This window comes from Hymenobacter sedentarius (genome assembly GCF_001507645.1).
Taxonomy (GTDB): domain Bacteria; phylum Bacteroidota; class Bacteroidia; order Cytophagales; family Hymenobacteraceae; genus Hymenobacter; species Hymenobacter sedentarius.
Map to the genome: position 1 here is coordinate 1,555,706 of NZ_CP013909.1, position 23,185 is coordinate 1,578,890.

At 62.3% G+C, this 23,185-nt stretch carries 22 protein-coding genes; 11 read left to right on the plus strand and 11 right to left on the minus strand.

Annotated elements, in window-relative coordinates; genetic code table 11:
• Positions 1-133: 133 nt before the first annotated feature.
• A complete protein-coding gene (guaB, locus tag AUC43_RS06425; RefSeq protein WP_068191167.1) occupies positions 134-1,612 on the minus strand; it encodes an IMP dehydrogenase in 1,479 nt (492 codons plus the stop codon).
• 238 nt (positions 1,613-1,850) lie between these two features.
• Here guaB and AUC43_RS06430 point away from each other — a divergent pair, with 238 nt between their 5' ends.
• Positions 1,851-2,702 carry an oxidoreductase gene (locus tag AUC43_RS06430; protein ID WP_068191168.1) on the plus strand — a complete coding sequence of 284 codons (852 nt, stop codon included), beginning with the start codon at positions 1,851-1,853 and terminating at the stop codon, positions 2,700-2,702.
• Positions 2,703-2,936: 234 nt separating this feature from the next.
• Positions 2,937-3,779: an FRG domain-containing protein gene (locus AUC43_RS06435; RefSeq protein WP_068191170.1), complete on the plus strand. Its 843-nt coding sequence runs from the start codon at positions 2,937-2,939 to the stop codon at positions 3,777-3,779.
• A 151-nt stretch (positions 3,780-3,930) separates the two neighbouring features.
• Here the strand turns inward: AUC43_RS06435 and hrpB are convergent, their stop codons facing one another.
• The 3 genes from hrpB to AUC43_RS06450 all read right to left on the minus strand — a co-directional run bounded on the left by hrpB (position 3,931) and on the right by AUC43_RS06450 (position 8,067).
• On the minus strand, positions 3,931-6,639 hold the full coding sequence (gene hrpB, locus AUC43_RS06440) for an ATP-dependent helicase HrpB (RefSeq protein WP_233254124.1): 2,709 nt from the start codon (positions 6,637-6,639) through the stop codon (positions 3,931-3,933).
• 9 nt (positions 6,640-6,648) lie between these two features.
• On the minus strand, positions 6,649-7,437 hold the full coding sequence (locus AUC43_RS06445; RefSeq protein ID WP_157780960.1) for a YqjF family protein: 789 nt from the start codon (positions 7,435-7,437) through the stop codon (positions 6,649-6,651).
• Positions 7,438-7,734: 297 nt separating this feature from the next.
• Positions 7,735-8,067 carry a rhodanese-like domain-containing protein gene (locus tag AUC43_RS06450; protein ID WP_068191175.1) on the minus strand — a complete coding sequence of 111 codons (333 nt, stop codon included), beginning with the start codon at positions 8,065-8,067 and terminating at the stop codon, positions 7,735-7,737.
• Between the two features lie 67 nt (positions 8,068-8,134).
• Between AUC43_RS06450 and pnuC the strand changes: the two genes are divergently transcribed.
• From pnuC to AUC43_RS06465, 3 genes are all read left to right on the plus strand, one after another.
• Complete coding sequence (gene pnuC / locus AUC43_RS06455) at positions 8,135-8,806, plus strand: nicotinamide riboside transporter PnuC (RefSeq protein WP_157780961.1); 672 nt, start codon at positions 8,135-8,137, stop codon at positions 8,804-8,806.
• A 242-nt stretch (positions 8,807-9,048) separates the two neighbouring features.
• Positions 9,049-9,603, plus strand: a complete 555-nt coding sequence (locus tag AUC43_RS06460) for an AAA family ATPase (protein ID WP_068191178.1) — start codon at positions 9,049-9,051, stop codon at positions 9,601-9,603.
• Positions 9,596-10,486: an aldose 1-epimerase family protein gene (locus AUC43_RS06465; RefSeq protein ID WP_068191180.1), complete on the plus strand. Its 891-nt coding sequence runs from the start codon at positions 9,596-9,598 to the stop codon at positions 10,484-10,486. The genes AUC43_RS06460 and AUC43_RS06465 overlap by 8 nt, the downstream gene beginning before the upstream one ends.
• A gap of 118 nt (positions 10,487-10,604) precedes the next feature.
• On the opposite strand, the gene AUC43_RS06470 is transcribed toward AUC43_RS06465, so the two are convergent.
• Together AUC43_RS06470 and AUC43_RS06475 are read right to left on the minus strand one after the other, a co-directional pair.
• Complete coding sequence (locus AUC43_RS06470; RefSeq protein WP_099092881.1) at positions 10,605-10,829, minus strand: hypothetical protein; 225 nt, start codon at positions 10,827-10,829, stop codon at positions 10,605-10,607.
• 255 nt (positions 10,830-11,084) lie between these two features.
• Positions 11,085-12,824: an APC family permease gene (locus AUC43_RS06475; protein WP_068191182.1), complete on the minus strand. Its 1,740-nt coding sequence runs from the start codon at positions 12,822-12,824 to the stop codon at positions 11,085-11,087.
• A 202-nt stretch (positions 12,825-13,026) separates the two neighbouring features.
• On the opposite strand from AUC43_RS06475, the gene AUC43_RS06480 reads away from it, so the two are divergent.
• The 6 genes from AUC43_RS06480 to queG all read left to right on the plus strand — a co-directional run bounded on the left by AUC43_RS06480 (position 13,027) and on the right by queG (position 19,036).
• Complete coding sequence (locus AUC43_RS06480; protein ID WP_068198310.1) at positions 13,027-14,262, plus strand: acyl-CoA dehydrogenase family protein; 1,236 nt, start codon at positions 13,027-13,029, stop codon at positions 14,260-14,262.
• Between the two features lie 64 nt (positions 14,263-14,326).
• Positions 14,327-14,971, plus strand: coding sequence for a hypothetical protein (locus AUC43_RS06485; RefSeq protein ID WP_068191184.1), 645 nt, complete (start codon positions 14,327-14,329; stop codon positions 14,969-14,971).
• Positions 14,972-15,260: 289 nt separating this feature from the next.
• Positions 15,261-16,223 carry a hypothetical protein gene (locus tag AUC43_RS06490; RefSeq protein ID WP_068191186.1) on the plus strand — a complete coding sequence of 321 codons (963 nt, stop codon included), beginning with the start codon at positions 15,261-15,263 and terminating at the stop codon, positions 16,221-16,223.
• 47 nt (positions 16,224-16,270) lie between these two features.
• Positions 16,271-16,621 carry an HIRAN domain-containing protein gene (locus AUC43_RS06495; protein ID WP_068191188.1) on the plus strand — a complete coding sequence of 117 codons (351 nt, stop codon included), beginning with the start codon at positions 16,271-16,273 and terminating at the stop codon, positions 16,619-16,621.
• Between the two features lie 292 nt (positions 16,622-16,913).
• Positions 16,914-17,969: a Holliday junction branch migration DNA helicase RuvB gene (gene ruvB / locus AUC43_RS06500; RefSeq protein ID WP_068191190.1), complete on the plus strand. Its 1,056-nt coding sequence runs from the start codon at positions 16,914-16,916 to the stop codon at positions 17,967-17,969.
• A 131-nt stretch (positions 17,970-18,100) separates the two neighbouring features.
• The gene (queG, locus tag AUC43_RS06505) at positions 18,101-19,036 is read left to right on the plus strand and encodes a tRNA epoxyqueuosine(34) reductase QueG (RefSeq protein ID WP_068191192.1); all 936 of its coding nucleotides are present in this window, start codon (positions 18,101-18,103) and stop codon (positions 19,034-19,036) included.
• 69 nt (positions 19,037-19,105) lie between these two features.
• On the opposite strand, the gene AUC43_RS06510 is transcribed toward queG, so the two are convergent.
• From AUC43_RS06510 to AUC43_RS06530, 5 genes are all read right to left on the minus strand, one after another.
• Positions 19,106-19,321 (minus strand): hypothetical protein, encoded by a 216-nt coding sequence (locus AUC43_RS06510; protein ID WP_068191194.1) that lies wholly within the window; start codon positions 19,319-19,321, stop codon positions 19,106-19,108.
• A gap of 210 nt (positions 19,322-19,531) precedes the next feature.
• Positions 19,532-20,425, minus strand: a complete 894-nt coding sequence (locus AUC43_RS06515; protein WP_068191198.1) for a ferritin-like domain-containing protein — start codon at positions 20,423-20,425, stop codon at positions 19,532-19,534.
• A 29-nt stretch (positions 20,426-20,454) separates the two neighbouring features.
• Positions 20,455-21,171, minus strand: a complete 717-nt coding sequence (locus AUC43_RS06520) for a ferritin-like domain-containing protein (RefSeq protein WP_068191200.1) — start codon at positions 21,169-21,171, stop codon at positions 20,455-20,457.
• Between the two features lie 188 nt (positions 21,172-21,359).
• Complete coding sequence (locus AUC43_RS06525; RefSeq protein ID WP_068191202.1) at positions 21,360-22,178, minus strand: ferritin-like domain-containing protein; 819 nt, start codon at positions 22,176-22,178, stop codon at positions 21,360-21,362.
• Positions 22,179-22,207: 29 nt separating this feature from the next.
• Positions 22,208-22,930 (minus strand): ferritin-like domain-containing protein, encoded by a 723-nt coding sequence (locus tag AUC43_RS06530; protein ID WP_068191204.1) that lies wholly within the window; start codon positions 22,928-22,930, stop codon positions 22,208-22,210.
• Positions 22,931-23,185 lie beyond the last annotated feature (255 nt).

Below are 23,185 nucleotides of genomic sequence, written 5' to 3' on the forward strand. Positions count from 1 at the left end.
TACTGACGCTCAATCGGCATGCAAGATACAATCAGCCCTGCACAATTACCTTACCCGTTGCCGCATAAGCTCAACGGGCAACGCCAGCCGAAGCCGACGTTGCCCGTAAGTAGCCAAAGCGGGTTTTGGGCGCTTAGCGGCTCGAATAGTTCGGCGCTTCGCGGGTGATTTGCACGTCGTGCGGGTGCGACTCGCGCAGGCCGGCGCCGGTGATGCGCACGAACTGCGCCGCCTGCAGGGCTTCCATGTTGGCCGCGCCCACGTAGCCCATGCCGGCCCGCAGCCCGCCCGCCAGCTGGTAGATAACCTCCGACACGTTGCCTTTGAACGGCACGCGGCCCACGATGCCCTCGGGCACCAGCTTCTTCACGTCGTCTTCGGCGTCCTGGAAGTACCGGTCTTTGCTGCCGTCTTCCATGGCCTCCACCGAGCCCATGCCGCGGTACGACTTGTACTTGCGGCCTTCGTAGATAATCAGCTCGCCGGGGGCTTCCTGCGTGCCGGCCAGCAGCGAGCCCACCATCACGGCGGCGGCGCCCCCGGCCAGGGCCTTCACGATGTCGCCTGAGAACTTGATGCCGCCGTCGGCGACCAGCGTCACCCCGGTGCCTTCCAGCCCGCGGGCCGCTTCGAGCACGGCCGACAGCTGCGGCACGCCAATGCCGGCAATAATGCGGGTGGTGCAGATGGAGCCCGGCCCCACGCCCACCTTCACGCAGTCGGCGCCGGCATCGGCCAGGGCGCGGGCCCCGGCGGCCGTGGCCACGTTGCCGGCCATCACGTCCAGGCTCGGGTACGCGGCCTTGATGGCGCGCACGGCATCCATTACGCCCTTGGAGTGGCCGTGGGCAGTGTCGAGGCTGACAATGTCCACCCCGGCTTCGACCAGGGCAGCCACGCGCTGGAGCAGGTCGGGGGTAACGCCCACGGCGGCGCCGACGCGCAGGCGGCCTTTGCTGTCCTTGCTGGCGTGGGGCGCGCGGCGGCGCTTGCGGATGTCTTTGTACGTCATCAGGCCAGCGAGGCGGCCGTCGCTGTCCAGCAGCGGCAGCTTGTCGACTTTGCTGTCGGTGAGCAGCTGCTCGGCCGCGGCCTGGTCGATGCCCGCGGGGGCCGTCACGAGGCGGGCCAGCGGAATCATCACTGTGGTGACGGGCTGGCTCAAGTCGGTTTCGAAGCGCAAGTCCCGGTTCGTGAGGATGCCCTGCAGGCGCCGGTCGTCGGCGATGATGGGGATGCCGCCGATGCCGTGCTTGCGCATCAGCTGGCGGGCGTCGCCGAGCGTGGCGCTGGGCGCCAGGGTAAAGGGGTCCTGAATCAGGGCCGACTCGCTGCGTTTGACGCGGCGCACCTGCTCGGCCTGGGCCTTGATGGACATGTTCTTGTGAATGATGCCCAGCCCGCCTTCCTGGGCCAGGGCAATGGCCATGTCGGCCTCGGTCACGGTGTCCATGGCCGCCGAAATGAGCGGGGTGTGCAGCCGGATGTTGGGGGTGAGGCGGGTGCCGGTGTCGCAGTCTCGGGGCAGTACCTCGGAGTAGGCTGGCAGCAGCAGTACGTCGTCGTAGGTCAGCGCCTCGAAGGCAATTTTGGGGGTTGCGGAATCCGCCATAGCAAAAGGGGTTGGGAGTTGGGGCCTTTTGCCAGTCAAAGGTACGGCGGGAAATCGGGTTGGGCTTAAGGCTTGCGGTAGCAGGATTCCTTATTCCTGGCACCACGGAGCGATTAGCTTGCGGCATTTAGCAGGGCAAGCACAACAACCGCCGCTTTGCAAGCCCATTCTGAACCCGCTTCCAAACAATTTGCCACTGCCATCCGTCTTAGCGGCTACCATTTCATAGCCCGTTATTATGTCTGATTCCTCTTCAAAAACCTGGTTTATCACCGGCGCATCTTCCGGCTTTGGCGAAGCGCTGGCCACTTACGTCCTCGAGAAAGGCGACCGCGTGGTCGCTACTTTTCGCCAGCCCGAGCAAGCCCAGGAGTTTACGGCCCGGCAGGCGGGCCGCACCCTCGGCGTGGTGTGCGACGTGACCAACGAAGCCCAGGTGAAAACGGCCGTGGCCGAGGCCCTGGCCCAGTTCGGCCACCTCGACGTCATCGTAAACAATGCCGGCTACGGCTCTATGGGCAGCATCGAAGAAGTGCCTGCCGCCGAAGTGCAGCGGCAGTTCGACGTGAACGTGTTTGGCGCGCTGCACGTGCTGCGGGCCGTGCTGCCGCAGCTGCGCAAGCAGCGCTCGGGCCACGTGCTGAACATCACCAGCATCGGCGGCCTGAAAACTTTCCCCGGCGTGGGCATCTACAACGCCAGCAAGTTCGCCCTTGAAGCCATTGGCGAAAGCCTGAGCCAGCAGGTGGGCCCGTTGGGCATCAAGGTCACCAATATTGAGCCCAGCGGCTTCCGCACCAAGTGGGCGGGCGAGTCGGCCACCATCGCCGACACCAAAATCGACGATTACCAACCGACGGTGGGCGAGAACCTGCGTGGCATTCAGGGCTACAGCGGCAGCCAGCCCGGCGACCCCATGCGCGCCGCCAAGGCCATGTATGACGTGGTGCAACTCGAAAACCCGCCGCTGCACCTGCCCCTAGGCAAAGCCGCCGTGAAAGGCGCCCGCGAGAAGTTTGCCAGCATCAGCAAGGAGCTCGAGCAGTACGCCCAGGTGGGCGAAGCGGCCGATTTCCCGGCCGGCGAATAGCGGCGTCAGAACGACCAACTCCCCTCCTTACCAAGGAGGGGATGCTCAACTGCCAAGTTGAGCTGGGGTGGTTGAATCGTTGAACGATGGGCGAATAACTCGCGTCTAAATCGCCCCGAAATCGTTCAACGAATACAACCACCCCCGTTCTCGCCCTTGGCTCGAACATCCCCTCCTTGCTAAGGAGGGGAGTTTGTCGTTCTTGCATGCTTACTTCTGTGTTTTCTGCGTCCCATGCCCCTTCCTGCCAACGATTACGTCGCCACTTCCTGGGAAGACCTGCAAAAGCTGCTCTTCCAGGATACTTGGGATAGCGGCCTGGGGCGGTTCCGTTCGCCGTTTGTGTACCGGGGCAGCCGCTCGCGCCATTTTCAGCTCAATACCAGCCTGCAGCGCCTGGGCGGCAAGTACTACGAGCTGGAAAACCACTTGCTGCGCAACTTCCGCAAGTACGCCCACGACACCACCCAGACCATTCAGGCGGCCAGCACCTGGGACTGGCTGGCTCTGGCCCAACACCACGGCCTGCCCACCCGCCTGCTTGATTGGACCTACTCGCCCTATGTGGCCCTGCACTTCGCCACCGACGACCTTGAGGCCTACCACGAAGACGGCATCATCTGGGCCCTCAACTACGTGAAAGCTGCTGAGCACCTGCCCCCCAGCCTGCGCCAGGCCCTGCGCAAGGAGGGTTCCAATGTGTTTACCTCCGAACTGCTCCAGCCCCTGAGCAAAAACTTAAGCGAGCTGGAAGCCCTGCAGGAGACGCCCTACGTCATGTTTCTGGAGCCGCCCAGCCTCGATGCCCGCATTGTACACCAATACGCGCTGTTTTCGCTCATGAGCACGGCCCAGAGCGTGCTGCACGACTGGCTGACCGAACGCCCCGAACTGTATTTCCGCATCGTCATCCCCGCCAAACTCAAGTGGGAAGTGCGCGATAAACTCGACCAGGCCAATATCACGGAGCGGGTGCTGCTGCCCGGCCTCGGTGGGCTAAGCCGCTGGCTGCACCGCCACTATTCGCCCCGCGGCGGGCAGGATTCCGGGTTTATAGACGATAGCGAAATGCGCTGATTGAAAGGGGTATACAGAGAACGTCGTGCTGAAAAAAGAACGGTCATGCTGAGCTTGTCGAAGCATCTCTCCCGCAATACTAAAATCAATTAGTTGTGCGGGAGAGATGCTTCGACAAGCTCAGCATGACGTTCTTTTTATCACCAAGAACCTACCAACCCAGCCGCTTCTTCGTCAGCCGCGTTGGAATGTGCTCCATGGGCTTATCGGGCCAGGGGTGCTTGGGGTAGCGGCCTTTCAGGTCCTTGCGCACCTCAAAGTAGCCTTTCTCCCAGAAGCTGCGTAGGTCGCGCGTGACCTGCGCCGGCCGCCCACCGGGCGAAAGCAAGTGCAGGAGCAGCGGGACCCGCCCGCCGGCCACCGTGGGCGTTTCGGTCAGGCCAAACAGCTCTTGTAGCTTCACGGCTAGTACCGGTGCGATGGGGTCGCTGTAGTCGAGGGTGATGAGCGAGCCGCTGGGTACTTCCAGCGCGGCCGGGGCCAGACGGTCGAGGGTTTGGCGCTGGCTCCAGCCGCCGGGCAGGCGTGCCAGCAACGGCTCCGTGAGGTCGAGCCGCTGCACGTCGGCCAGGGTTTTGAGGCCCGTGAGGTGCGGGCCCAGCCATAGCGGGAGCTCCTGCGCCAGCGTTTCGTCGTCGCAGGCGGGCCACCGTTCCGTGTCAGCCGTTGTCTCGGAAGGGGGGAAATGCTGGCGCACAAACTCCAGCCGCTGCTGCAGCTGCCGGGCCTCCGCGGGCCAGCTCAATTTGCTCAGGCCGGCTTCCTGCAAATAGGCCAGCAGGGCGTGGCCCACCAGCGTGGGGTTGGGCTGGCCAATCACGGTTTCGGCGAGCAGCAGGGCGCTCAGCCGGCGCACGCGGCGGCCGGTCACGCGTTGGGTGGCGGGGTCGTAGCGCACCTCGTCGGTGGTGGTAATCTGGTCGGCGAAGGCCAGCTCCAGCTCGTCTCGGCCCAGCGGGGCCGCCAGCGTAGCCCGGGGCGCCGAGGCCGTGCCGGCCAGGTGAGCCACCGCGAAAAACTCCGCCTGCGGGTCCACGTCGGTGGTGTTTAGGCTCACGCGCTGGCCCGTGACGAGGCGCAGCCGGTCGTGGGTTTCGCGTTGGGCCAGGCGGTCGGGGTAGGCCAGGGCCGTGAGCAAGCCCACGGGTGATTGAGCGACAGAGCGACTGAGTAAAGGTTCTTTGCTGCCCATCCGGCCAGCGAGGTTGCGGGCCACGTCGCGCACGCGCTGCAGCGTGGCGTGGTGCAGGGCCAGCCCCGGCAGGGGCGGGCGCCCGCTTTCCAGCGCTTCGAGGCGCAGGCGCAAGTCGGGCGGCGCGGGGCGCGTATCGCTGGGGCTGGCCCAGCGCAGCAAGTCGCGCTCCGCCAGTAATGCGGCCAGCGCCCCCGCGGCGGCCCCGTGGCCCAATTCCTGCCCGCGCACTACCAAATGGCCCAACCGTGGCGGCAGGCCCAGTGCTGCCAGCTGCCGGCCGTGGGAGGTGGGCTTGGTTTTTAATTTCAATGAAGAATGAGGAATGAGGAATGAGGAATTGAACTGGTTCGCCCCCAATTCCTCATTATTCATTCTTAATTCTTCATTCCTAATTCCCAATTCTTCATTCTCCAACGCGCCCAGGCGCAGCAGCAGGTCTTTGGCTTGGGCAAAGGCGGCGGCTGGCGGCACATCCAGCCAGCGCAGGCTGGTGGGCTCGGCCGCGCCCCACAGGGCCAACTCGAGTACCAGGCTGCTTAGGTCGGCGGTGTGGATTTCGGGCGGGCGGTGGGCCGGGAGGTTGTGGTGTTCAGCTTCGGTCCAGAGGCGGTAGCAGGTGCCGGGGGCCAGGCGGCCGGCGCGGCCCCGGCGCTGGTCGGCGGCGGCGCGGGCCACGGGCACAGTCTCGAGGGTGGTGAAGCCGGTGCGCGGCACAAAGCGCGGCACCCGGGCAAAACCCCCGTCAATCACCACCCGCACGCCTTCAATGGTCAGGCTGGTTTCGGCAATGCTGGTGGCCAGGATGACCTTGCGGCGCCCCGCGCGGGCCGGGCGCAGCGCGGCGTCCTGGGTTTCGAGGGGCAGCTCGCCGTGCAGCAGGTGCAGGTCCACGGTATCAGCCAGGGCATCGGCCAGCTTGCGAGCACTACGCTGCAAGTCGCCCACGCCCGGCAGAAACACCAGGATGTCGCCTTCGGGGTGGGCGTGCAGGGCGGCGCGCACCTGAGCGGGCACCAGCTCGGCCAGCCGCTCGTTGGGCTTGTTGGGCAGCGCCGAGGCCCGGCGCGGGTCGAGGTAATGGGTATCTATCGGAAACAAAAAACCGGCCGATGACACCACCGGCGCGGGCAGCCACTGGCCCAGCCGCTGCGCCTCCAGCGTGGCGCTCATGATTAAAATCCGCAGCTCCGGCCGCAGCACAGCCTGGGCATCCAGCGCCAGCGCCAGCCCCAAATCGGCGTTCAGGCTGCGCTCGTGGAATTCATCAAACACCACGGCTGCCACGCCCTCCAGGGCCGGGTCGTCCTGAATCATGCGCGTCAGAATGCCTTCGGTGATGACCTCGACGCGGGTTTCCTTGGAAACTTTGCTATCGAGCCGCACGCGGTAGCCGATGGTGCGGCCCACGGGCTCGCCCAGCAGTTGGGCCAGGCGGGCCGCCGCGCCGCGCACCGCCAACTGCCGGGGCTCAAGCACCAGAATTTTATCCTGCGGCCTGCGCCAGGGCGCGGCCAGCAGCTCCAGCGGCACCACGGTGGTTTTGCCGGCGCCGGGCGGCGCTTCCAGCACCACCCGGCTGTGCGCGGCCAGGGCGGCGCGCAGGGCAGGCAGCGCCGCAAGGATGGGCAAGTCGGGCAGTGGCGGCAGGCTAAAGGCAGGGTTCACCCGTCAAAATTACACCCGCTGCATCGGCCACAGCTCCACGCTCACGGGGCCGCCGGCGTGCACGAGGGGGCTGCCGGTGGGGGTGGGCAGGCCGAGGCTCTCCACCAGCGTCGACTCGTAGTGCAGCACCTGGGCCGCGCGCAGGGGCCACGGCCCGTGGGCCACCCGGCCGCGGTAGAGCTTGGTACGGGCCTGGTTGCTGGTGTAGAGGCAGTAGCGCTCTGTGAGGAAAAAGGCCAGCGAGCCGGGCTCGGCGGGCGGCAGCGGGGCGCCGAGGGTCCAGGTGGCGCGGAAGTGCGCGGGGGCCATGCCCGTGTGCGTGCGTTCGGCTTTGAACTGCCGCAGCTGGGCGCTGGGGCTGTCCATGCGCATGGTGGCGCGCAGGTAGGGCAGGTTGAAAAACGTGCGCGCCAGCCACACGGCCAGGGCATTGGTGGCGTCCAGCGAAAAGAACCACACGCCCGGCACGCCGTCGAGGTGCACGTAGGTGCGCACGTTCAGCTCCAAAAATTCGCTCGTGCCTGGTACCGGTGGGCTGATGCGGGTGCGCACTTTCGACATCCGAAACGGTACCACGGCCAGCCACGCCATGCCGTCGTAGGTGTCGAGCTTGAGCCGCGGGGGCAGGTGCGGCGCCAGCAGCGCCACCGGCACCGGCCAGTGCATAAAAAGCAGGTCGCTCCACTCTTGCCGCAGGAGCGGGACCTCCGGCGGCCGCTCGCGCAGGGCCAAACGGCTAGCCAGGGTGGGGGCAGTAGGGTCGGGTAGAATGATGGCCGGCAGCGGGAAATCGGACATGGCTTGGAGGGTAGGCGTCAACTACAACAACTTCCAGCCCCAAACGATTGCGCCCGCGTTTGGATACGTGTCGCCATTTAATAGCTCAACTCAACCCTTGTCAGCCAACGCACGCAGCCCAGGGCGGTTTCCTCTTCCGTGTCTCACGCTGTAGAGACCCGACACTTGGCTACGCTGAGCTGCGGTTCGTGTCTCGTCGTTGAGCGATGATGGTTGAACGAAATCCGAAGGGCCCTAATGCCCAGACGCGAAGTGTCGCGTCTCTACATCGTGCCGGACAAGGATCTAACCCTTGCGCTAGTAGCGCGGAAAATCCGGGTCGACCCGGGCGGCCCAGCCGGCCACGCCGCCGCGCAGGTTGAGCAGGTTGGTGCGGCCCAGGCGGTGCTGCAGGTAGCCCAGGGCCTGGGCCGAGCGCACGCCGTGGTGGCAAATGAGCACCACAGGCCCTTCGGTGCGGATTTCGGGGGCCCGGCGCGGCACCTCGCCCAGGGGGAGCAGCAGGCTGCCGGGCAGGTGGCAGTATTCGTATTCCTCGGGCTCGCGCACGTCCACCAGCTGGAAGTCGTCGCCGGCCTGGAGGCGGCGGTGGAGGTCTTCGGGGCTGATTTCTAACGAGGCGTGGTCCATGGCTTGGCGGTATGGGGTGCAAAAGTAGGTTCTAGGGCCCTACCTTGCCGCTTCTTCCGTTTTGCTTGTGCTGGCCATCCTTCTCAGTTTTGATTTTCTGACCGCCGCCCGGGCCGCCGTCCAGACGGCCGACCCGCTGGAAGTGGCCGGGGTGGTAACGGGTGTGGCCTGCGTATGGCTGGCGGCCCGCAACTCCATCTGGAATTTCCCCATTGGCATCCTCAACGGGGGGATTTATTTGGTGGTGTTCAAGCAGGCCCGGCTGTATTCGGATGCGGGCTTGCAATTGGCCTTCGTTGCGCTGCTGGTGTACGGCTGGGTGAAGTGGCTGCGAAAGCCGGCCCGGGCCGATGCGTCCACCGCGCCTGCCTTGCCCATCACGCACACGCCCCGCCGCGTGGCCGCGTGGCTCACCGCCGCGGGTCTGCTCTACGCGCTGGGGGCGGGCTTTTTATTCAGCCGCCACACCAATGCCGCCCTTCCCTATTGGGACAGCACCACCACAGCCATCAGCCTGGCGGCCCAAACGCTGCTTTCGCGCCGCAACATCGAAAACTGGCTGCTGTGGGTGGCCGTCGACGTGGCCTACGTGGGCATGTACTGGCACCGCGAGCTTTACCTGACCAGCGCGCTTTATGCCGTCTTTCTGGTGTTGGCCGCCTATGGCTACTGGCAGTGGCGGCGCGAGCTCAAGGCGCAGGAAGCCCTGGTAGCGCCAGTCCTGGCTGATGCCAAGTAACGAGAGTTGCCGCCCGGCCATTAAGCTTGTCGTCCTGATGCCCACTGGGCCGTTGCCGCAGTAGTGCCCCGTTACGGGTTCTTTTACAGAGAGAATTGAAGCGGTAATGGCAGTGTAATCGTCGAAGAATGCCAACTTTGTGGGCCTGCTAGAATATTCTGTTGGGAGGCACGTTTGTTATCTGGTTCGAAATCTGATAATAATTCCCGGGCCAGTTCGGCTCAATTTTCCCTTTCCACACGTTGCTGCGCGTTTCTCTTACTGGCCCGGAATCTACCGGCAAATCCACGCTGGCGGCTCGATTGGCCGCGCACTACGGCACGGCGTATGCGCCGGAGTTTGCCCGCGAATACCTGGCGGCTTCGGGCCCGCACTATACCCCGGCCGACCTGGAAGAAATAGCCCGGGGCCAACTGGCCGCCGAGGCGACGGCCGAGGCGCAGGCCCGGCGCGTGGTGTTCCACGACACCGACTTGCTGGTGATTAAAATCTGGGCCGAGCACGCCTTTGGCAGCTGCCCTGATTGGATATTGAGCCGAATGCACGAAGCCCAATACGACCTGGTGCTGCTTATGGGCATCGATGTGCCCTGGCAGCCCGACCCGTTGCGCGAGCACCCGCATTTGCGCCAGCAGTTCTACGACCTCTACCACCGGGAATTGCGGGAGCGGATGGCCAACTTTGCCGAGATATCCGGCGATGAGGACCGCCGCTTTGCCCATGCCTGCTTTTTGGTAGACGAACTGCTGCGCGGCGCGGCTCCGTCGCCCGCCTTACCCATAAAAAAAGATGCCTGATTCCCCTGCGCACTACACCCTTGCCACCCCCGGCTGCCGCGCCACGTTTGCGGCCCACGGCGCCGAGCTCACCAGCCTTGTGACCTTGGCCGACGGCCTCGAGTACGTGTGGCCCGCCGACCCGGCCGTGTGGGCCCGCCACGCGCCGGTGCTGTTTCCGCTGGTGGGGCGCCTGCCCGGCGATACGTACCGGCACGAGGGGCAGGAGTACAAACTGCCCCAGCACGGCTTTGCCCGCGACCAGGAGTTCAGGGTGCTGCGGCATTCGGCCACCGAGCTGGTGTTTCAATTGCAGCACGACGAGCGCACGCGCGCCATTTTCCCCTTCGCCTTCGAGCTCACCATTACCTACACGCTGCGCAACACCCTGCTCACCGTGCGCTGGGACGTGCGCAATCCGGCCACCGACCAGCCCCTGCTGTTCAGCATTGGGGCGCATCCGGCGGTGCGCTGCCCACTGCTGCCAAGCGAAAGCTTCGAAGATTATTTCTTTGCCTTTGACCACCCCGTGACGCTGGAGCGCCACCTGCTGCAAGGCGGCCTGCTAACCGGCCAAACGGCCCCCGTGCTCACCAATGCCCGGGAGCTGCCGCTTACCTACGAGCTGTTCTCGGACGACGCGCTGGTCTTCAAGCACTACGACTTCACGCGCCTCACGCTCCGCTCGCGCAAGTCCACGCATTTTGTGCGGTTTCAGTTTGAGGGCTTTCCCTACCTCGGCCTCTGGACCAAAGGGCCCGGCGCGGGCTTCGTGTGCGTGGAGCCGTGGCACGGGGTGGCCAGCCCCACGGGCGAGCCGGGCGAGCTAGGCGAAAAAGAAGGCATTCTGACGCTGGAGCCGGGCCAGGTGTTCTCGGCCACCTACACCATGGAAGTAGGCTAGGGCCGGGGATAATGATGAGTGGGTAATGACTAATAATAAGACTTTGTATATATAATTTTCATGGTTGAGACCTTACGGCCCAGTGCGCAAGCCTTGCTGCTTGGGCCGGCAGGGGAGGTCAGACGCCGATGCGCCGCTTGTTGTAATCGGGCTCCCAGTCGTTAATGGGCCGGGAGATGCCGGGGGGCAGGTCCAGGTCGGGCAGGCCCGGGTCGTGCGGTTCGCCGCCGTCGTCGTCGCCGTCGGACGGCGGGGGCGGGGGCATGGCGCGGCGCCGGCGCGGAATCACCAGCACGAACAGGAAAAAGGCGCAAAAGGCCACGGCGTAGACAAGACTGAACATGGCTAAAACAGCTGATGCGGTGCGAACCTTACAACGCAGGTCGTCGGCACGGCGTTTCACCGGCCGACGTCCCTAAATTAACTCAATTTCAGCAAATCTTCACCACCGGTTCGTCCCAAAAACTGCAAAAAAGGCCTTGCTCGCGCCGAAATAAGGTCCCGACCCCGCTGGCCGCTTTGGCAAGGCCAAAAAGCTACACGCCCGCGCCCCCGGCAAGGCTCCTTGCTGCGGACAGCCGAGCTTAATTTTAATCAATCAAATGATTAGCCGCACGCCGCCCAATTCCGAAATCTGGTAAGGAAACCGGTCGCCGGGTGAGCCGATGAACATAAAGTTTTTGGGGATGCTCCATTTCTTCGAGAGCTCCTCAATCAGGTCGGGCCCAAAGTGGCCTTCCATGGTCACCAAGTCCACCTCAATCTCTTCGTAGGCCCGGTCCAGCACCCGGATGTCGTTCAGCAGTTCTTCGGGGTACTTTTCGCCCTTGTTGAGCAAGGTCACGATTTTGAGGCGGTTGGTGAATTCGTTTTCCACCACGTAGGCCATCACCTTGTTGAGGTTGACGACGTTGTCGTCCTGGGCGAAAAACACAAACTCCTGCTGCGTGAGCTCCCTCAGCTGCTGCCGCACCTTGAGGCGCACGAGCCGCGCCGTGCGGGGCAAGTGCTGCGACAGCGACTCCACGGCCGAGAGCACCAGATTCAGAATCGCAATGCGGTTGAGCATGATGGACACCAGGGCCATGGTGGGCAGAAAGTACTGCAGGAACACAACCAGGTACTCCGGGTGAATCTTGACGTTACCGTACAAAGCCAGCAGCACGCCGGCCATGGCCAGCGTCACGGTGGGAATGCCGGCGTACACGGGCCGGGGCAGCCTGGGCCGCTTGCCCTTGAGCAGGAAGTTGCCCAGGGCAAAGAAGGCCATCACCGACAAAAACGAGATGGTGTACACGCCCGCCAGCGGCCCCAGCTGCCCGTTGGTGATGAGCAGCACCGACACGCACAGCAGAAAAAAGGTGAGGAGGATGAAGTAGTTGCTGCCGCGCTTGTTTTCCTTCAGAAAAAACTGGGGCAGGATGCGGTCCAGGGTCATGCGCTTCATCAGCCCGCTCACGCCTACGAAGGAGGTGAGCACGGCGCCGCTGAGCACGGCCACGGCATTTACCGAGATGGCCATGCCCAGCCACGGCCCGCCCGCGACGGTGCCCAGGTACGAGAGCAGGGTTTCGGCGTGCCGGCCCACTTCGGCCAGCGGCACCACCGCAATGGCCAGAAACGCCAGCAGCGGGTTGAACACCGTGACCACCACCCACATGTTGCGCAGCGTTTTCTGGAACACGCCCCGGGCCTGCTCCTCCACAAAATTGGCCGAGCTCTCGAACCCCGAAATGCCCAGCATGGCCGCGCTAAACCCAAAAAACAGCGCATTGACAATGCTGCCGCCCTTCACCGGCACGTGGAAGTTGAGCGACAGGTTGGGCATGCCGTGCATGGCCAGGTACCAGACGGTCACGCCCACGAGCAGCGTCAGCGAGGCCAGGTGGGTGATGAAAATGATAACCGCTACCAGGGCCGACTCCGACATGCCCAGCAGCGTGAGCAGCAAAAACAGCCCCAGCAGCCCCATGGTGGCCCAGATGATGGGCAGCCCGTGCCACAGCGTGTGCAGGTAGTGCATGGCCTCGTTGGCCGAGAGCACGGCCGTGGCCATGTACGACAGGATGGTGAGGCAGGCGGCCAGCGCGGCGTTGCGCTTGCTGGTGGTGTTCAGCAGCACGTTGTAGGCACCGCCGTTTAGGGGCAGGGCGCCCACCACCTCGCCGTAGATTTTGCGAAACAGGAACAGAATGGCGCCCACCAGCAGCAGCGCCAGCCAGGCGTACTGCCCGGCATAGGAGATGGCCAGCGCCGACACGTACAGGCAGGAGGAGGAAATGTCGTTGCCGCAAATGGCGGTGGCCTCTAGCTCGTTTAGTTTCTTTTCGTGACTCATGAGTAGCCCAGGGAAAGGCGGGTGGAAAGGAAATGCGGGCTTTACGGCCAAGCCGCAGGGTTTGGGGCAGTAAGTAGGGTAATTATTCGCAAGCATGGGTATACTTAAGTGCCTAACCGCGGCCGTAGCCGGGGCCGGGGCCAAACAGCCCCCCGTGCTGCCTGTTATCTTTACGCGCATCTCCCACCTCACCACCCCCGCCATGTCTTCCCAAGCCGACGTCCTCTCCCCGGAGTCCAAAGCCCACTCTGCCCAGAAAGGCAGCACCAACGCCAACGGGTTTACCGATTATTTCGACCTCGACGGCCTGCTCACCGAAGAGCACCTGCTCATTCGCCAGAGCATCCGCGACTTCGTGAAAAAGGAGATTTCGCCCAACATCGAGCAGTGGGCGCAGGACGCGCACTTCCCCAGCGAAATCGTAAAAAAGTTTGGCGACGTCGGCGCGTTCGGCCCCACCATTCCGCAGGAGTACGGCGGCGGCGGGCTCGACTACATCAGCTACGGCCTGATTATGCAGGAAATTGAGCGCGGCGACTCCGGCATGCGCTCCACGGCCTCGGTGCAGGGCTCGCTGGTGATGTTCCCTATCTACCAGTACGGCTCGGAGGAGCAGCGCAAGAAGTTCTTGCCCAAGCTGGCCAGCGGCGAGTGGTTGGGCTGTTTCGGCCTCACCGAGCCCGACCACGGCTCGAACCCCGGCGGCATGACCACCAAAATCGAGGACAAAGGCGACCACTACCTGCTCAACGGCGCCAAGCTCTGGATTTCGAACTCGCCCGAGTGCCAAGTGGCCGTGGTGTGGGCCAAAAACGAAGCCGGCCGCATCAAGGGCGTGATTGTGGAGCGCGGCATGGAAGGCTTCAGCACGCCCGAAATCCACAACAAGTGGAGCCTGCGTGCCAGCATCACCGGCGAGCTGGTGTTTGAAGACGTGAAGATTCCCAAAGAGAACATCCTGCCCAACATCGAAGGCCTGCGCGGCCCGCTCTCCTGCCTCGATTCGGCCCGCTTCGGCATTGCCTGGGGCGCCATCGGCGCGGCCATCGACTGCTACGAGTCGGCCCTGAAGTACTCGCTGCAGCGCGAGCAGTTCGGCCAGCCCATCGGCGGCTTCCAGCTTCAGCAGAAGAAACTGGCCGAGATGATTACCGAAATCACCAAGGCCCAGCTCATGGCCTGGCGCCTGGGCGTGCTCAAAAACGAAGGCAAGGCCACCAGCGCCCAAATCTCCATGGCCAAGCGCAACTCCGTGGACATGGCCCTGCACGTGGCCCGCGAAGCCCGCCAAATTCACGGCGGCATGGGCATCACGGGCGAGTACCCCATCATGCGCCACATGATGAACCTGGAATCGGTGATTACCTACGAAGGCACCCACGACATTCACCTGCTCATCACCGGGGCAGATATTACCGGCATCCAGGCGTTTAAATAGCCGATTTATCGTCAGTAAAAAGGCTGTTCTGGAAGCAGAGCAGCCTTTTTCATTGCCATTTTAAATGAAGCGGAGTAGCTGGTTTCTGTTCGTGCTTTTTCTCGGGCTGAGCTCGTGCCGGGCCCAGCATGTTACCGAAAAGCTGACCTATCAGCTGGCCGAATCAATCCTGCTGGAGATGCGGCCGCCCTTCGTGTATGCGAAGCTCGGCCCTGATGGCAAGTACCATCGGCAAGCCGCCGTAGCTACCGATTCACCAACTGTGCGACTGCTCTTGCTTGACCATTCGTATTCATCCGACGATGATTACAAATTCGTGTTGGCCGGTAAGGGAAGCTATGAGCATACGCAACTCCTGAAGTATTTCTCCCCCTCGGATTTAGCTTATATGCGTCGGCAATTGACGGCGAGTAAGCTATTCAAATTCGAACAAGCTAAAATTTGGCAACCTTGGGTCAGAGTGATTCCGCTGGATACCGTAATAGCCATAAATAAAAGATTAGGCTGGCGGGCACGCATTCTGGCGCGCGATTCACTATTGCAACGCTACGGAAGTGAAAGAGCCTTCTCTCTCTCGGGTATTTTATTCTCAAAGGACCACAAACGAGCGCTGGTAAACATTAGCGATGATGGTTGGGTAACCTGCGTGTACACCAAGGTAGGAACCGCTTGGCGTGAAGGTGAACTCCTTTATCTGGTCGAATATTAGCCGCGCAGCCAACATGCATTAGCAGTTCTCCGCTTGTCATCTTGAGCTGAAGCCTAACGAAAAGCCGACCTTCAATGAGGGTCGGCTTTTTGATTTTAGGGAAGTTTTTCCTGTCATCGCAAGAGCCAGTTAACCCGTTGGCTCGCAGATTCTATGAGCCCACCTGCAGCTCAGTTACATATACTCAATGGACCTTTTTTGCTACTGCTATGTGTGTTTGGTTCAATTTCATATGGTATTATCATTATTTTCGAGTGATTATTAGTCTCACCTTATTCTGCTCGACTATATGCGTAAACTCTACCAAAGCTTCCTGCTGCCACTGATATTTTCCAGTTATTTAGTGTCGGCCCAGGCACCTGCTGGCCCCACGGCCGTGCTACACTCGCCTTACTACCATGCCTACCAGCCCAAGGGCATTCCGGGCACGACGGCCCGCATTGGCGTGCTGCCCACGCGGCTGCAGCACATCGCGGCCCGGTACATCGTGGGCAAGACGCGGGCGCAGGTGTTGCTCGATTCCATCAGCGGGTTCCTGAGCCGGCAGCCGGGCATGCTGGCCGTGGCGCTGCCTACCGAAGCCAAGCCCAACAACCTGCCCGACGTATTCTTTGGCACCCGTGCCCAGGAGCTGCCCGGCACTCTGCCCGGCTACGTTCAAAACCTGAAGTGCTCCAGCGCCAGCTACAACTGCGTGCAGCTGGCCGGTTGGGCTGGCCAGGGACCTACCCGCAAAGCCCTGGTGGAGCTGATGGCCACCCAAAAACTCGACTACCTGCTCGTGCCCATGGTACGCGAAGCCAGCCTGCACCTATCCCGGAAGAAAGAGGGTTCAAGCCTTTCGGCCACTGGCTCGGGTGTGCCCACCGATTATTATCTGGACCAGGGCTCGGGCCACGTAGCGCCGTTCAAACGCCTGGAAGACCTGACTGGCACCGTGGGTATGCTCGTGCTCACCGCCGCGCTGCTGGATGCCCAAGGCAACCTGGTAATGGTAGGGGCGGAGGGCCTGAAAAGCCTCGGCGATGGCCTCCCGCCCAAGCGCCTGGTGGTAAACGAGCCCTGCCTGGCCCTTGCTCCCGATTACGATGCTCTGCTGCTCCCGCTCCTGCGCGACGACCTGCCCACCCCGCGCCCGGCGTGGCAGGAAGCCACCGAGCAGCTGGCCCTGCGCCTCACCGGCCGCCGCCCTGCGCAGGCAGATTCGCCGTACCAGCTGCTGAATCCGGCCGCGGCGGTGGCCCAACACTAGGCGTAAGTACCGGGCATGGCGTTACTTTGCTAGCTCACTGCTCTCTTATGCCAGACGCCGCTTCCTCTTCCGCCGAACCCCTCGTGCTGCTCGAATGCCTCGTGGCCGGCACCTCGCACCGCGACAACCTCGTGCAATACGAGCCCGGCCTGACCGTGGGCCAGCCCCTGCTGCTCAGCCGCGAGCCCGCCAACAAGTACGACGACTGGGCCGTGCAGGTGCACACCGCACCCGCCACCGACCCCGCCAACGTGTGGCTGGGCTACCTGCCCGAAGGCCGCAACGAAACCGTGGCGCGCCTGCTCGACGCGGGCAAAAACCTCACGGCCCGGCTCAACCACAAATCCTGGGAATCGGACTGGCTACACCTCGACATTGAAGTGCTGCTGCACGAGTAGCCTGCATCTCGCTGGCACCTCTTCTCATGCTAAAGCCACTTGTCATGCAGAGCGCAGCGAAGCATCTTATCACCGCTGCACGTTTCATCCGAACGTGAGAAGATGCGTCGCAGGCTCAGCATGACAAACGATTAAGACAAGGATAAAGGGAAGTATCTGCGAGCCACTTTGCTGTTCTCTACACAACAGCAGCAAAAAGCATTTTTTTGAATGGTAAAGGAGCTTTTTTGCCAGCGGTGCGGTTTCTCATCTGGTTAGCAAGCTGCAACCAATAATTTTAGTAAATATCATTATGCGCGAAGCCTATCTCACGGGCGGCACCGATAATTTGGATGCCACCGACAAGGATATTGACAAGGCCCTGCGGCCGCTGTCGTTCGGTGACTTTACGGGCCAGGAAAAGATTCTGGAAAACCTGAAGGTATTCGTGGCTGCCGCCAAGCAGCGCGGCGATGCCCTCGACCACGTGCTGCTGCACGGCCCTCCTGGCCTGGGCAAAACCACGCTCTCGCACATCATTGCCAACGAGTTGGGCTCGGGCATTAAGATGACCTCGGGCCCGGTGCTGGACAAGCCGAGCGACCTAGCTGGCCTGCTTACTAACCTGGAGCCGCACGACGTGCTGTTTATCGATGAGATTCACCGGCTCAACCCCGTGGTGGAAGAGTACCTGTACTCGGCCATGGAGGACTACCGCATCGACATCATGCTCGACTCGGGCCCGAATGCCCGCTCGGTGCAGATTTCGCTGTCGCCCTTCACGCTGGTGGGGGCCACCACCCGCTCGGGCATGCTCACGGCGCCGCTGCGGGCTCGTTTCGGCATTTCGGCCCGTTTGGAATACTACGATTCGAAGCTGCTCACCACCATTGTGCTGCGCTCGGCCGAGATTCTGGGCACGCCCATCCACGAGGACGCGGCTTTCGAAATTGCCCGCCGCTCGCGCGGTACCCCGCGCATAGCCAACAACCTGCTGCGCCGCACCCGAGACTTCGCCCAGATTAAAGGCGACGGCACCATCACGGTGGAAATAGCTCAATTTGCCCTCAACGCCCTCGACGTAGACGCCCGCGGCCTCGACGACATGGACAAGCGCATCCTGACCACCATCATCGACAAGTTCAAGGGCGGCCCGGTGGGCATCAGCACCATCGCCACGGCCTGCGGCGAGGAAGGCGAAACCATCGAGGAAGTGTACGAGCCGTTCCTCATTCAGGAAGGCTACATCAAGCGCACTTCGCGCGGCCGCGAAGCCACGGAGGCGGCTTACCAGCACCTGGGCCGCCTGTTGCCCAACCACCTGCGCGGCAACAACGGCGCCAGCCTGTTTGATGAGGTTACGCAGTAATTCTTTGTAGCGCGGACTTTTCGTCCGCGCATAGGTGAGGCAGGCGCGGACTAAAAGTCCGCGCTACACCGGAACGCGCCGCCCCCAGCGGCGCGTTTCTTGTTTCTTCGCATTTCCAACACCCTTTGCCCATGCTTCCTCAGTCCGAATGGGCCCCCTTCATCAAGCGCCGCGCGGCGGAGCTGGGCTTCATGGCCTGCGGTATTTCTAAGGCCGAGTTTCTGGAGGAAGAAGCCCCGCGCCTGGAAACCTGGCTCACCAAGCGGATGAACGGCAAGATGGGCTACATGGAAAACCACTTCGATAAGCGCCTCGACCCGCGGTTGCTCGTGGATGGCGCTAAATCGGTGATTTCGCTGCTGCTTAACTACTACCCCGCGCCCGAGGACCAGCAGCCCGACGAAACGCTTAAAATCAGTAAGTACGCCTACGGCCGTGACTACCACTTCGTCATCAAAGACAAGCTGAAGACGCTGCTGGCCGACATGGAAGCCGAAATCGGCGCCATCGGCGGGCGGTGCTTCGTCGATTCGGCGCCGGTGCTCGACAAGGCCTGGGCTAAAAAAAGCGGCCTGGGCTGGGTGGGCAAAAACTCCAACCTAATAACCCCCGGCACCGGCTCGTTCTACTTCATTGCCGAGCTGATAGTGGACGTGGAGCTGCCTGCCGACGGCCCCATCCGGGACTACTGCGGCACCTGCACCAAATGCCTCGACGCTTGCCCCACCCAAGCCATTACCGAGCCCTACGTGGTAGACGGCAGCAAGTGCATCAGCTACTTCACCATTGAGCTGAAGGACCAGATACCGACGGAAGTGGCCGGGCAGTTCGGCAACTGGGTGTTCGGCTGCGACATCTGCCAGGACGTGTGTCCCTGGAACCGATTTTCGAAGCCGCACCAAGAGCCGCAGTTCAACCCCGCACCCGGCCTCAAAGACCTGACGCCCGGCGACTGGCGCGAAATCACCCACGAATTATTCACGGAGCTGTTCCGCCAGTCGGCCGTGAAGCGCACGGGCTACGAAGGGCTAAAACGCAATATTAAGTTTGTGGTCGATGGTGAGTAGCCACCAGCAGGCCCTCCGCAGTCGCTTTCCAAGGACTGCCGATACCCACGCTACCCCACTACGGGCTGATTACCCCAGGCCGACCTGCAAAGTGTTTTGGTCGAGGCTGCCGAAAACGCGCTTGAGCACCTTGCGGTAGATTCTGGCGAACTGCTGGTAGCACCAGCTGCGAAAATCGGGTACTTCCGTGGGCACGAGCATCTTGAGGGCCTTGCGGAGTTCTTTTTCAAAAAGTGCCTTGTTGAAGCTTACTTTCAGCAGAATCATTTTCACGTAATCTAGCATAGGAACAGGAGTACGAGTGAAGAATAAAGACGACTAAATAAGGCGCCAAGTTCTACGGAAGAGCTTGGCTGCCAACTAGTATAAAGATACGAAAAGGAAGTGAGTCCGCGCAAAGTCTAAAGCCTTTTTTACGCTGTCTGCGGGGGGCATACGCAAAAGGAGCGGCCTGGGCCGCTCCTTTGCACATTAAAGCCAAAAATTTGTGTTCGCCTAGCTAAAGAGGTTAAGCAGGGCCGTGGCCTGGGCCGTGGGCAGCGGCTCGTCAAACGCCGAGGCGTAAGCTCCGGCTTGTACGGCGATGCTGCCGGTGAGGAGGCTGGCAAACGGCACTACGTTGGCTCCGGTCACCACTTGCTTTTCGTTGGTCTCGAAGCTGTAGATGGATACGGGCGCGGCACTGCCGCCCGCGGGGCTGGGCACGAGCACGGCGGGAGTGGGCGGCGTATCGGCCGCGCTGGGCCAGTTTTTTACCACGGCCCCACTCTGGGTGTTGCGGCGCAGCGTGCGGATATGCGAGGCATGCCGGGCTTCTACCGATTGCATGCGGAGCACCACATCGAGCAGCAGCCGGTCGCTCCTGAAGGTGACCATTTGGCCCAGGTAAATGCTGGCACTGGCGTCTTCGAGCTGCTGAGCCAGTTGCAGGAAGGCGTTGTAGTCGGTCATCACGTTCGGAAACAGCGTGGGGTTGCCGGCGTTGTTCTTGCGGCCGCTGAAGTCGAAGGCGGGCGTGGCGGGCGGTGTGAGGCCGCCCGACGTTAGGGAGGTGCGCAGAAACCGGGCGTGGTTCTGCTGCTGGGCCAGGATGCGCTCGAAGTCGGGGCGCACGGCTGCCTGCGCGGCGTTGGAAAGCACGGCGCCCGCGGCCAGGGCCTGGGTGTAGAACGCGGCCAGCAGCTCTTCGAGCTTGAGCAGCAGCAGGGTGCTGTCGAGGGAAGCGTCGGTGGGCGCGGCTTGGGCCGGCAGCGCCAGGGCTAGGGGCAAAGCCACCGCGGCAGCCTTGGCACCGGCCTGGCCCAACTGGCGCAGCAAGTGGCGGCGCGGGGCCGCAGCCGGAGAAGCATCGACGGCGCTAAGCTGGTCGAGAAAAGAGAGAAGGTTCATGCGGGAACGGGCAAAAAAGAGCGGCCGGCCTAAGCCGTGGGCAGCGAATCGGTGGATACCACGATGGGCAGGAAAAAAGCTTTGGCCTCGGCCACTACTTGCACGGGCGACTTGGCCAGGCTCACGCTCTGCAGGGCGCCGGTGCTTATCACCACGTCGTCGCCGGCAAATGAGCCCGGCGTCCGCAGGTCGCGGACCAGGGCGGCGTGCCGGGCCTCCACCGAGACCACCTTGGCCAGCAAACTCACGGTGGTAATGGTTTTGAGCAGCCGCAGCGCGCCGGTATAAGCCGCTACGCCGAGGTCTTCGAGCTGCTGGGCGCCGGCCAGCACCCCGGCCCGGGTGGTGAGGGTGAGGGACGAAAAGTCAAAAACCAGCGGCTTGGAAAACGCGGCGTCGAAGGCATCGGTGCCCAGGACGTAGCGCAGGGTTTCGCGGTGCACCAGCTCGTGGTCGCGCAGGTCGTCGAAGATGGCCTTTTCGCCCGTGCGCAAATCAGCCGGTGGCGCATCCACCACTTTCTGGTAAAAGGCGGTTTTGAGCTGCTCCAGCAAGTAGAGGTAGTTGAGCAGGCCAGTGTCCGCGCTGCCCAGGGTAAGCAGGTTGGGGTTGACGGGGACTGGGGTGGGCGTGTCGGTGGAGCAGCCGGCCAGTACTAGCGAGGCCGCGGCCGCCGAGGCGCCCGCTACCCGTAAAAAAGTGCGACGATGCAGGGCCCCGGGCTGGGGAAAATACGAATCAGACATAAGAAAAGAACCGGTGGATGCCCAAGCGCACCCGGCCGCTATCGACAAAGATACTCGCCGAGCCGCAGGGGTGGCATGCCCGCCAAAAAAGCTTGCGGCATCACTGAATTCGGCGGGCTGAAACAAAATGCAAAAGCCGGCCCCGCGTGAGCAGGACCGGCTTTTAAGCGGTGGTCTGGTTATGAGGGTTAGCCCACCAGGCCCCCGGCGCGGCTCATATCGAGCACTTCGGCAGGAGTGAGGGGCTCGTCAAACGAGGCAGCCACGTCGACGGCCGAGTAAGGCGTGCCGAGTGCCGTGGTCAGGTTGAAACCAGCCTGGGTCACGTTGCTCTCCGGGATGGCGCCGGTGTACGCGGCGTTGCTCGAAACGTCTTCGCCGGTGGTAACCCATGGGTTTTTACCGCGCATGTAGCGAATGTGCGACGCGTGACGCGCTTCCACCGAATGGATTTGCAGGGCCACGGTCAGCAGGTTGACATTGCCAATGCCCGTGATGTTCTGGTCGGCCGTGCCGGTCAGCTCGGCGGCGCGGCCTTTGTAGGCCCGCACGCCGGTGTCTTCCAGTACCTGAGCCACTACCAGCTGGTCGGCGTAAGCCGCCGGGAAAGCCGAAGCCTTGAACTTAACACCCGTTTTGGGGGTGCCGCCCAGCGCTTTAATTACGTTGGTGAGCAGGGCGACGTGGGCGTCTTCGTGCTTTTTAATCTGGGCAATGGCGGCTACGCCGGCGCCGGTGGCAGTGCCAGCGGCTACAAACTGACGGTAGAAGTCGGCTTCCAGCAGCTCCAGCGTCAGAGCGTAGTTCAGGATGTCGATGGGGGTGTCGACACTGGTGCCGGCGTAGGCTTTCTGGAACATGCTGCCCAGCAATACGGGCGTGGTGGCCAGGGCCGAGCGCTTGGCAAATGTGCCCAGGGACTGGAACACGGCGCGGCGCGAATCGAAGCGGCCCAGAGCGTCGCTGTCCACTTCGGCGAGTTGTTCGATAATCTTGAAGAAATTCATAACAAAAGGTATTTACGAAGTGGAAGGAGTTATTTACCGACGTTATCGGCGTTCAACGTCTGGGTGATGTACTTGCCGGCAATGGCCAATACTTCGGCCGGCGTCATGGCCTTGTCGAGGCCGTTGGCGTCTACCTGGTCGTCGGCGGCAAACGAGCCGGGCGTAATCAGGTCGCGGAGGAAGGCAGCATGGCGGGCTTCCACCGACACGATTTTGCCGGCCAGCACCAAGAAATCCGGCGTTTTGAGCAGTTTGCCCGCGCCGTTGTAAGCAGCTACCCCAAGGTCTTCGAAAGCCTTACCGGTGCCGAGGACGCTATCGCGCTTGGTGAAGTCGATGGAGCTGAAATTGGGCGTCAGGTCCTGCAGCGGCGTTACTTTGGCTACGTTGGTCAGCGCGGCCTTGAAGAAGTCGCGGTGAATGGCTTCGTGGGCGGCTACTTGCGTGAAGTAGGCCAACTCACCGGCTTTAAAGTCGGCAGCCGGCGTTTTTACAACCTGGGCATAAAATGCTGCTTCGAGCTGCTCCAGGGCGTAAGCGTAGTTGAGCACGCCTACATCGCCTGAACCCAGGCTGATGCCGTTGTTTGTTGGGGTGTTATCGGAATCCTTCGAGCAACCTGCCAGCACAAGGGCGGTAGCGCCGGCCGTGGCACCGGCATACATGAAGAAGGAGCGCCGCTTGATGGGCGTGTACAGCGGCTGGGCGAACGTAGCATCGTCGGAGCCACGGGGCTGAAGGTTGTCAGACATGAGATGGGAACGGTTAGGTGAAAAATTGAAAGCTTAGGGGAAAGGCAATAGAATTCCAGCCGGTGCCGGAAGCCCAGTTTTTAGCGGCTTAAACCAGAACAGCTGGGGGATTTGGAGGCAGATACGTGAATAGTTGTACTAAAGGATTTGCAAACCCCAAATTTTTTTAACGCAACCCCGTTTTGTTGTTAATCGTCGTAATTGTAATTCTTCGAGAAAAATTAGATTCCGGCGTTTAAAGCTACTTTTAGGGGC

What these genes read in the sequence shown, in the direction of transcription:
- AUC43_RS06490 (WP_068191186.1), top strand. Translation starts at nt 15,261, where the DNA reads ATGCGTAAACTCTACCAAAGCTTCCTGCTGCCACTGATATTTTCCAGT.
- AUC43_RS06520 (WP_068191200.1), bottom strand. Translation starts at nt 21,171, where the DNA reads ATGTCTGATTCGTATTTTCCCCAGCCCGGGGCCCTGCATCGTCGCACT.
- AUC43_RS06430 (WP_068191168.1), top strand. Translation starts at nt 1,851, where the DNA reads ATGTCTGATTCCTCTTCAAAAACCTGGTTTATCACCGGCGCATCTTCC.
- AUC43_RS06445 (WP_157780960.1), bottom strand. Translation starts at nt 7,437, where the DNA reads ATGTCCGATTTCCCGCTGCCGGCCATCATTCTACCCGACCCTACTGCC.
- ruvB (WP_068191190.1), top strand. Translation starts at nt 16,914, where the DNA reads ATGCGCGAAGCCTATCTCACGGGCGGCACCGATAATTTGGATGCCACC.
- AUC43_RS06530 (WP_068191204.1), bottom strand. Translation starts at nt 22,930, where the DNA reads ATGTCTGACAACCTTCAGCCCCGTGGCTCCGACGATGCTACGTTCGCC.
- AUC43_RS06515 (WP_068191198.1), bottom strand. Translation starts at nt 20,425, where the DNA reads ATGAACCTTCTCTCTTTTCTCGACCAGCTTAGCGCCGTCGATGCTTCT.
- AUC43_RS06465 (WP_068191180.1), top strand. Translation starts at nt 9,596, where the DNA reads ATGCCTGATTCCCCTGCGCACTACACCCTTGCCACCCCCGGCTGCCGC.
- AUC43_RS06525 (WP_068191202.1), bottom strand. Translation starts at nt 22,178, where the DNA reads ATGAATTTCTTCAAGATTATCGAACAACTCGCCGAAGTGGACAGCGAC.
- guaB (WP_068191167.1), bottom strand. Translation starts at nt 1,612, where the DNA reads ATGGCGGATTCCGCAACCCCCAAAATTGCCTTCGAGGCGCTGACCTAC.
- queG (WP_068191192.1), top strand. Translation starts at nt 18,101, where the DNA reads ATGCTTCCTCAGTCCGAATGGGCCCCCTTCATCAAGCGCCGCGCGGCG.
- AUC43_RS06485 (WP_068191184.1), top strand. Translation starts at nt 14,327, where the DNA reads ATGAAGCGGAGTAGCTGGTTTCTGTTCGTGCTTTTTCTCGGGCTGAGC.
- AUC43_RS06450 (WP_068191175.1), bottom strand. Translation starts at nt 8,067, where the DNA reads ATGGACCACGCCTCGTTAGAAATCAGCCCCGAAGACCTCCACCGCCGC.
- AUC43_RS06480 (WP_068198310.1), top strand. Translation starts at nt 13,027, where the DNA reads ATGTCTTCCCAAGCCGACGTCCTCTCCCCGGAGTCCAAAGCCCACTCT.
- AUC43_RS06435 (WP_068191170.1), top strand. Translation starts at nt 2,937, where the DNA reads ATGCCCCTTCCTGCCAACGATTACGTCGCCACTTCCTGGGAAGACCTG.
- AUC43_RS06470 (WP_099092881.1), bottom strand. Translation starts at nt 10,829, where the DNA reads ATGTTCAGTCTTGTCTACGCCGTGGCCTTTTGCGCCTTTTTCCTGTTC.
- AUC43_RS06475 (WP_068191182.1), bottom strand. Translation starts at nt 12,824, where the DNA reads ATGAGTCACGAAAAGAAACTAAACGAGCTAGAGGCCACCGCCATTTGC.
- AUC43_RS06495 (WP_068191188.1), top strand. Translation starts at nt 16,271, where the DNA reads ATGCCAGACGCCGCTTCCTCTTCCGCCGAACCCCTCGTGCTGCTCGAA.
- AUC43_RS06510 (WP_068191194.1), bottom strand. Translation starts at nt 19,321, where the DNA reads ATGCTAGATTACGTGAAAATGATTCTGCTGAAAGTAAGCTTCAACAAG.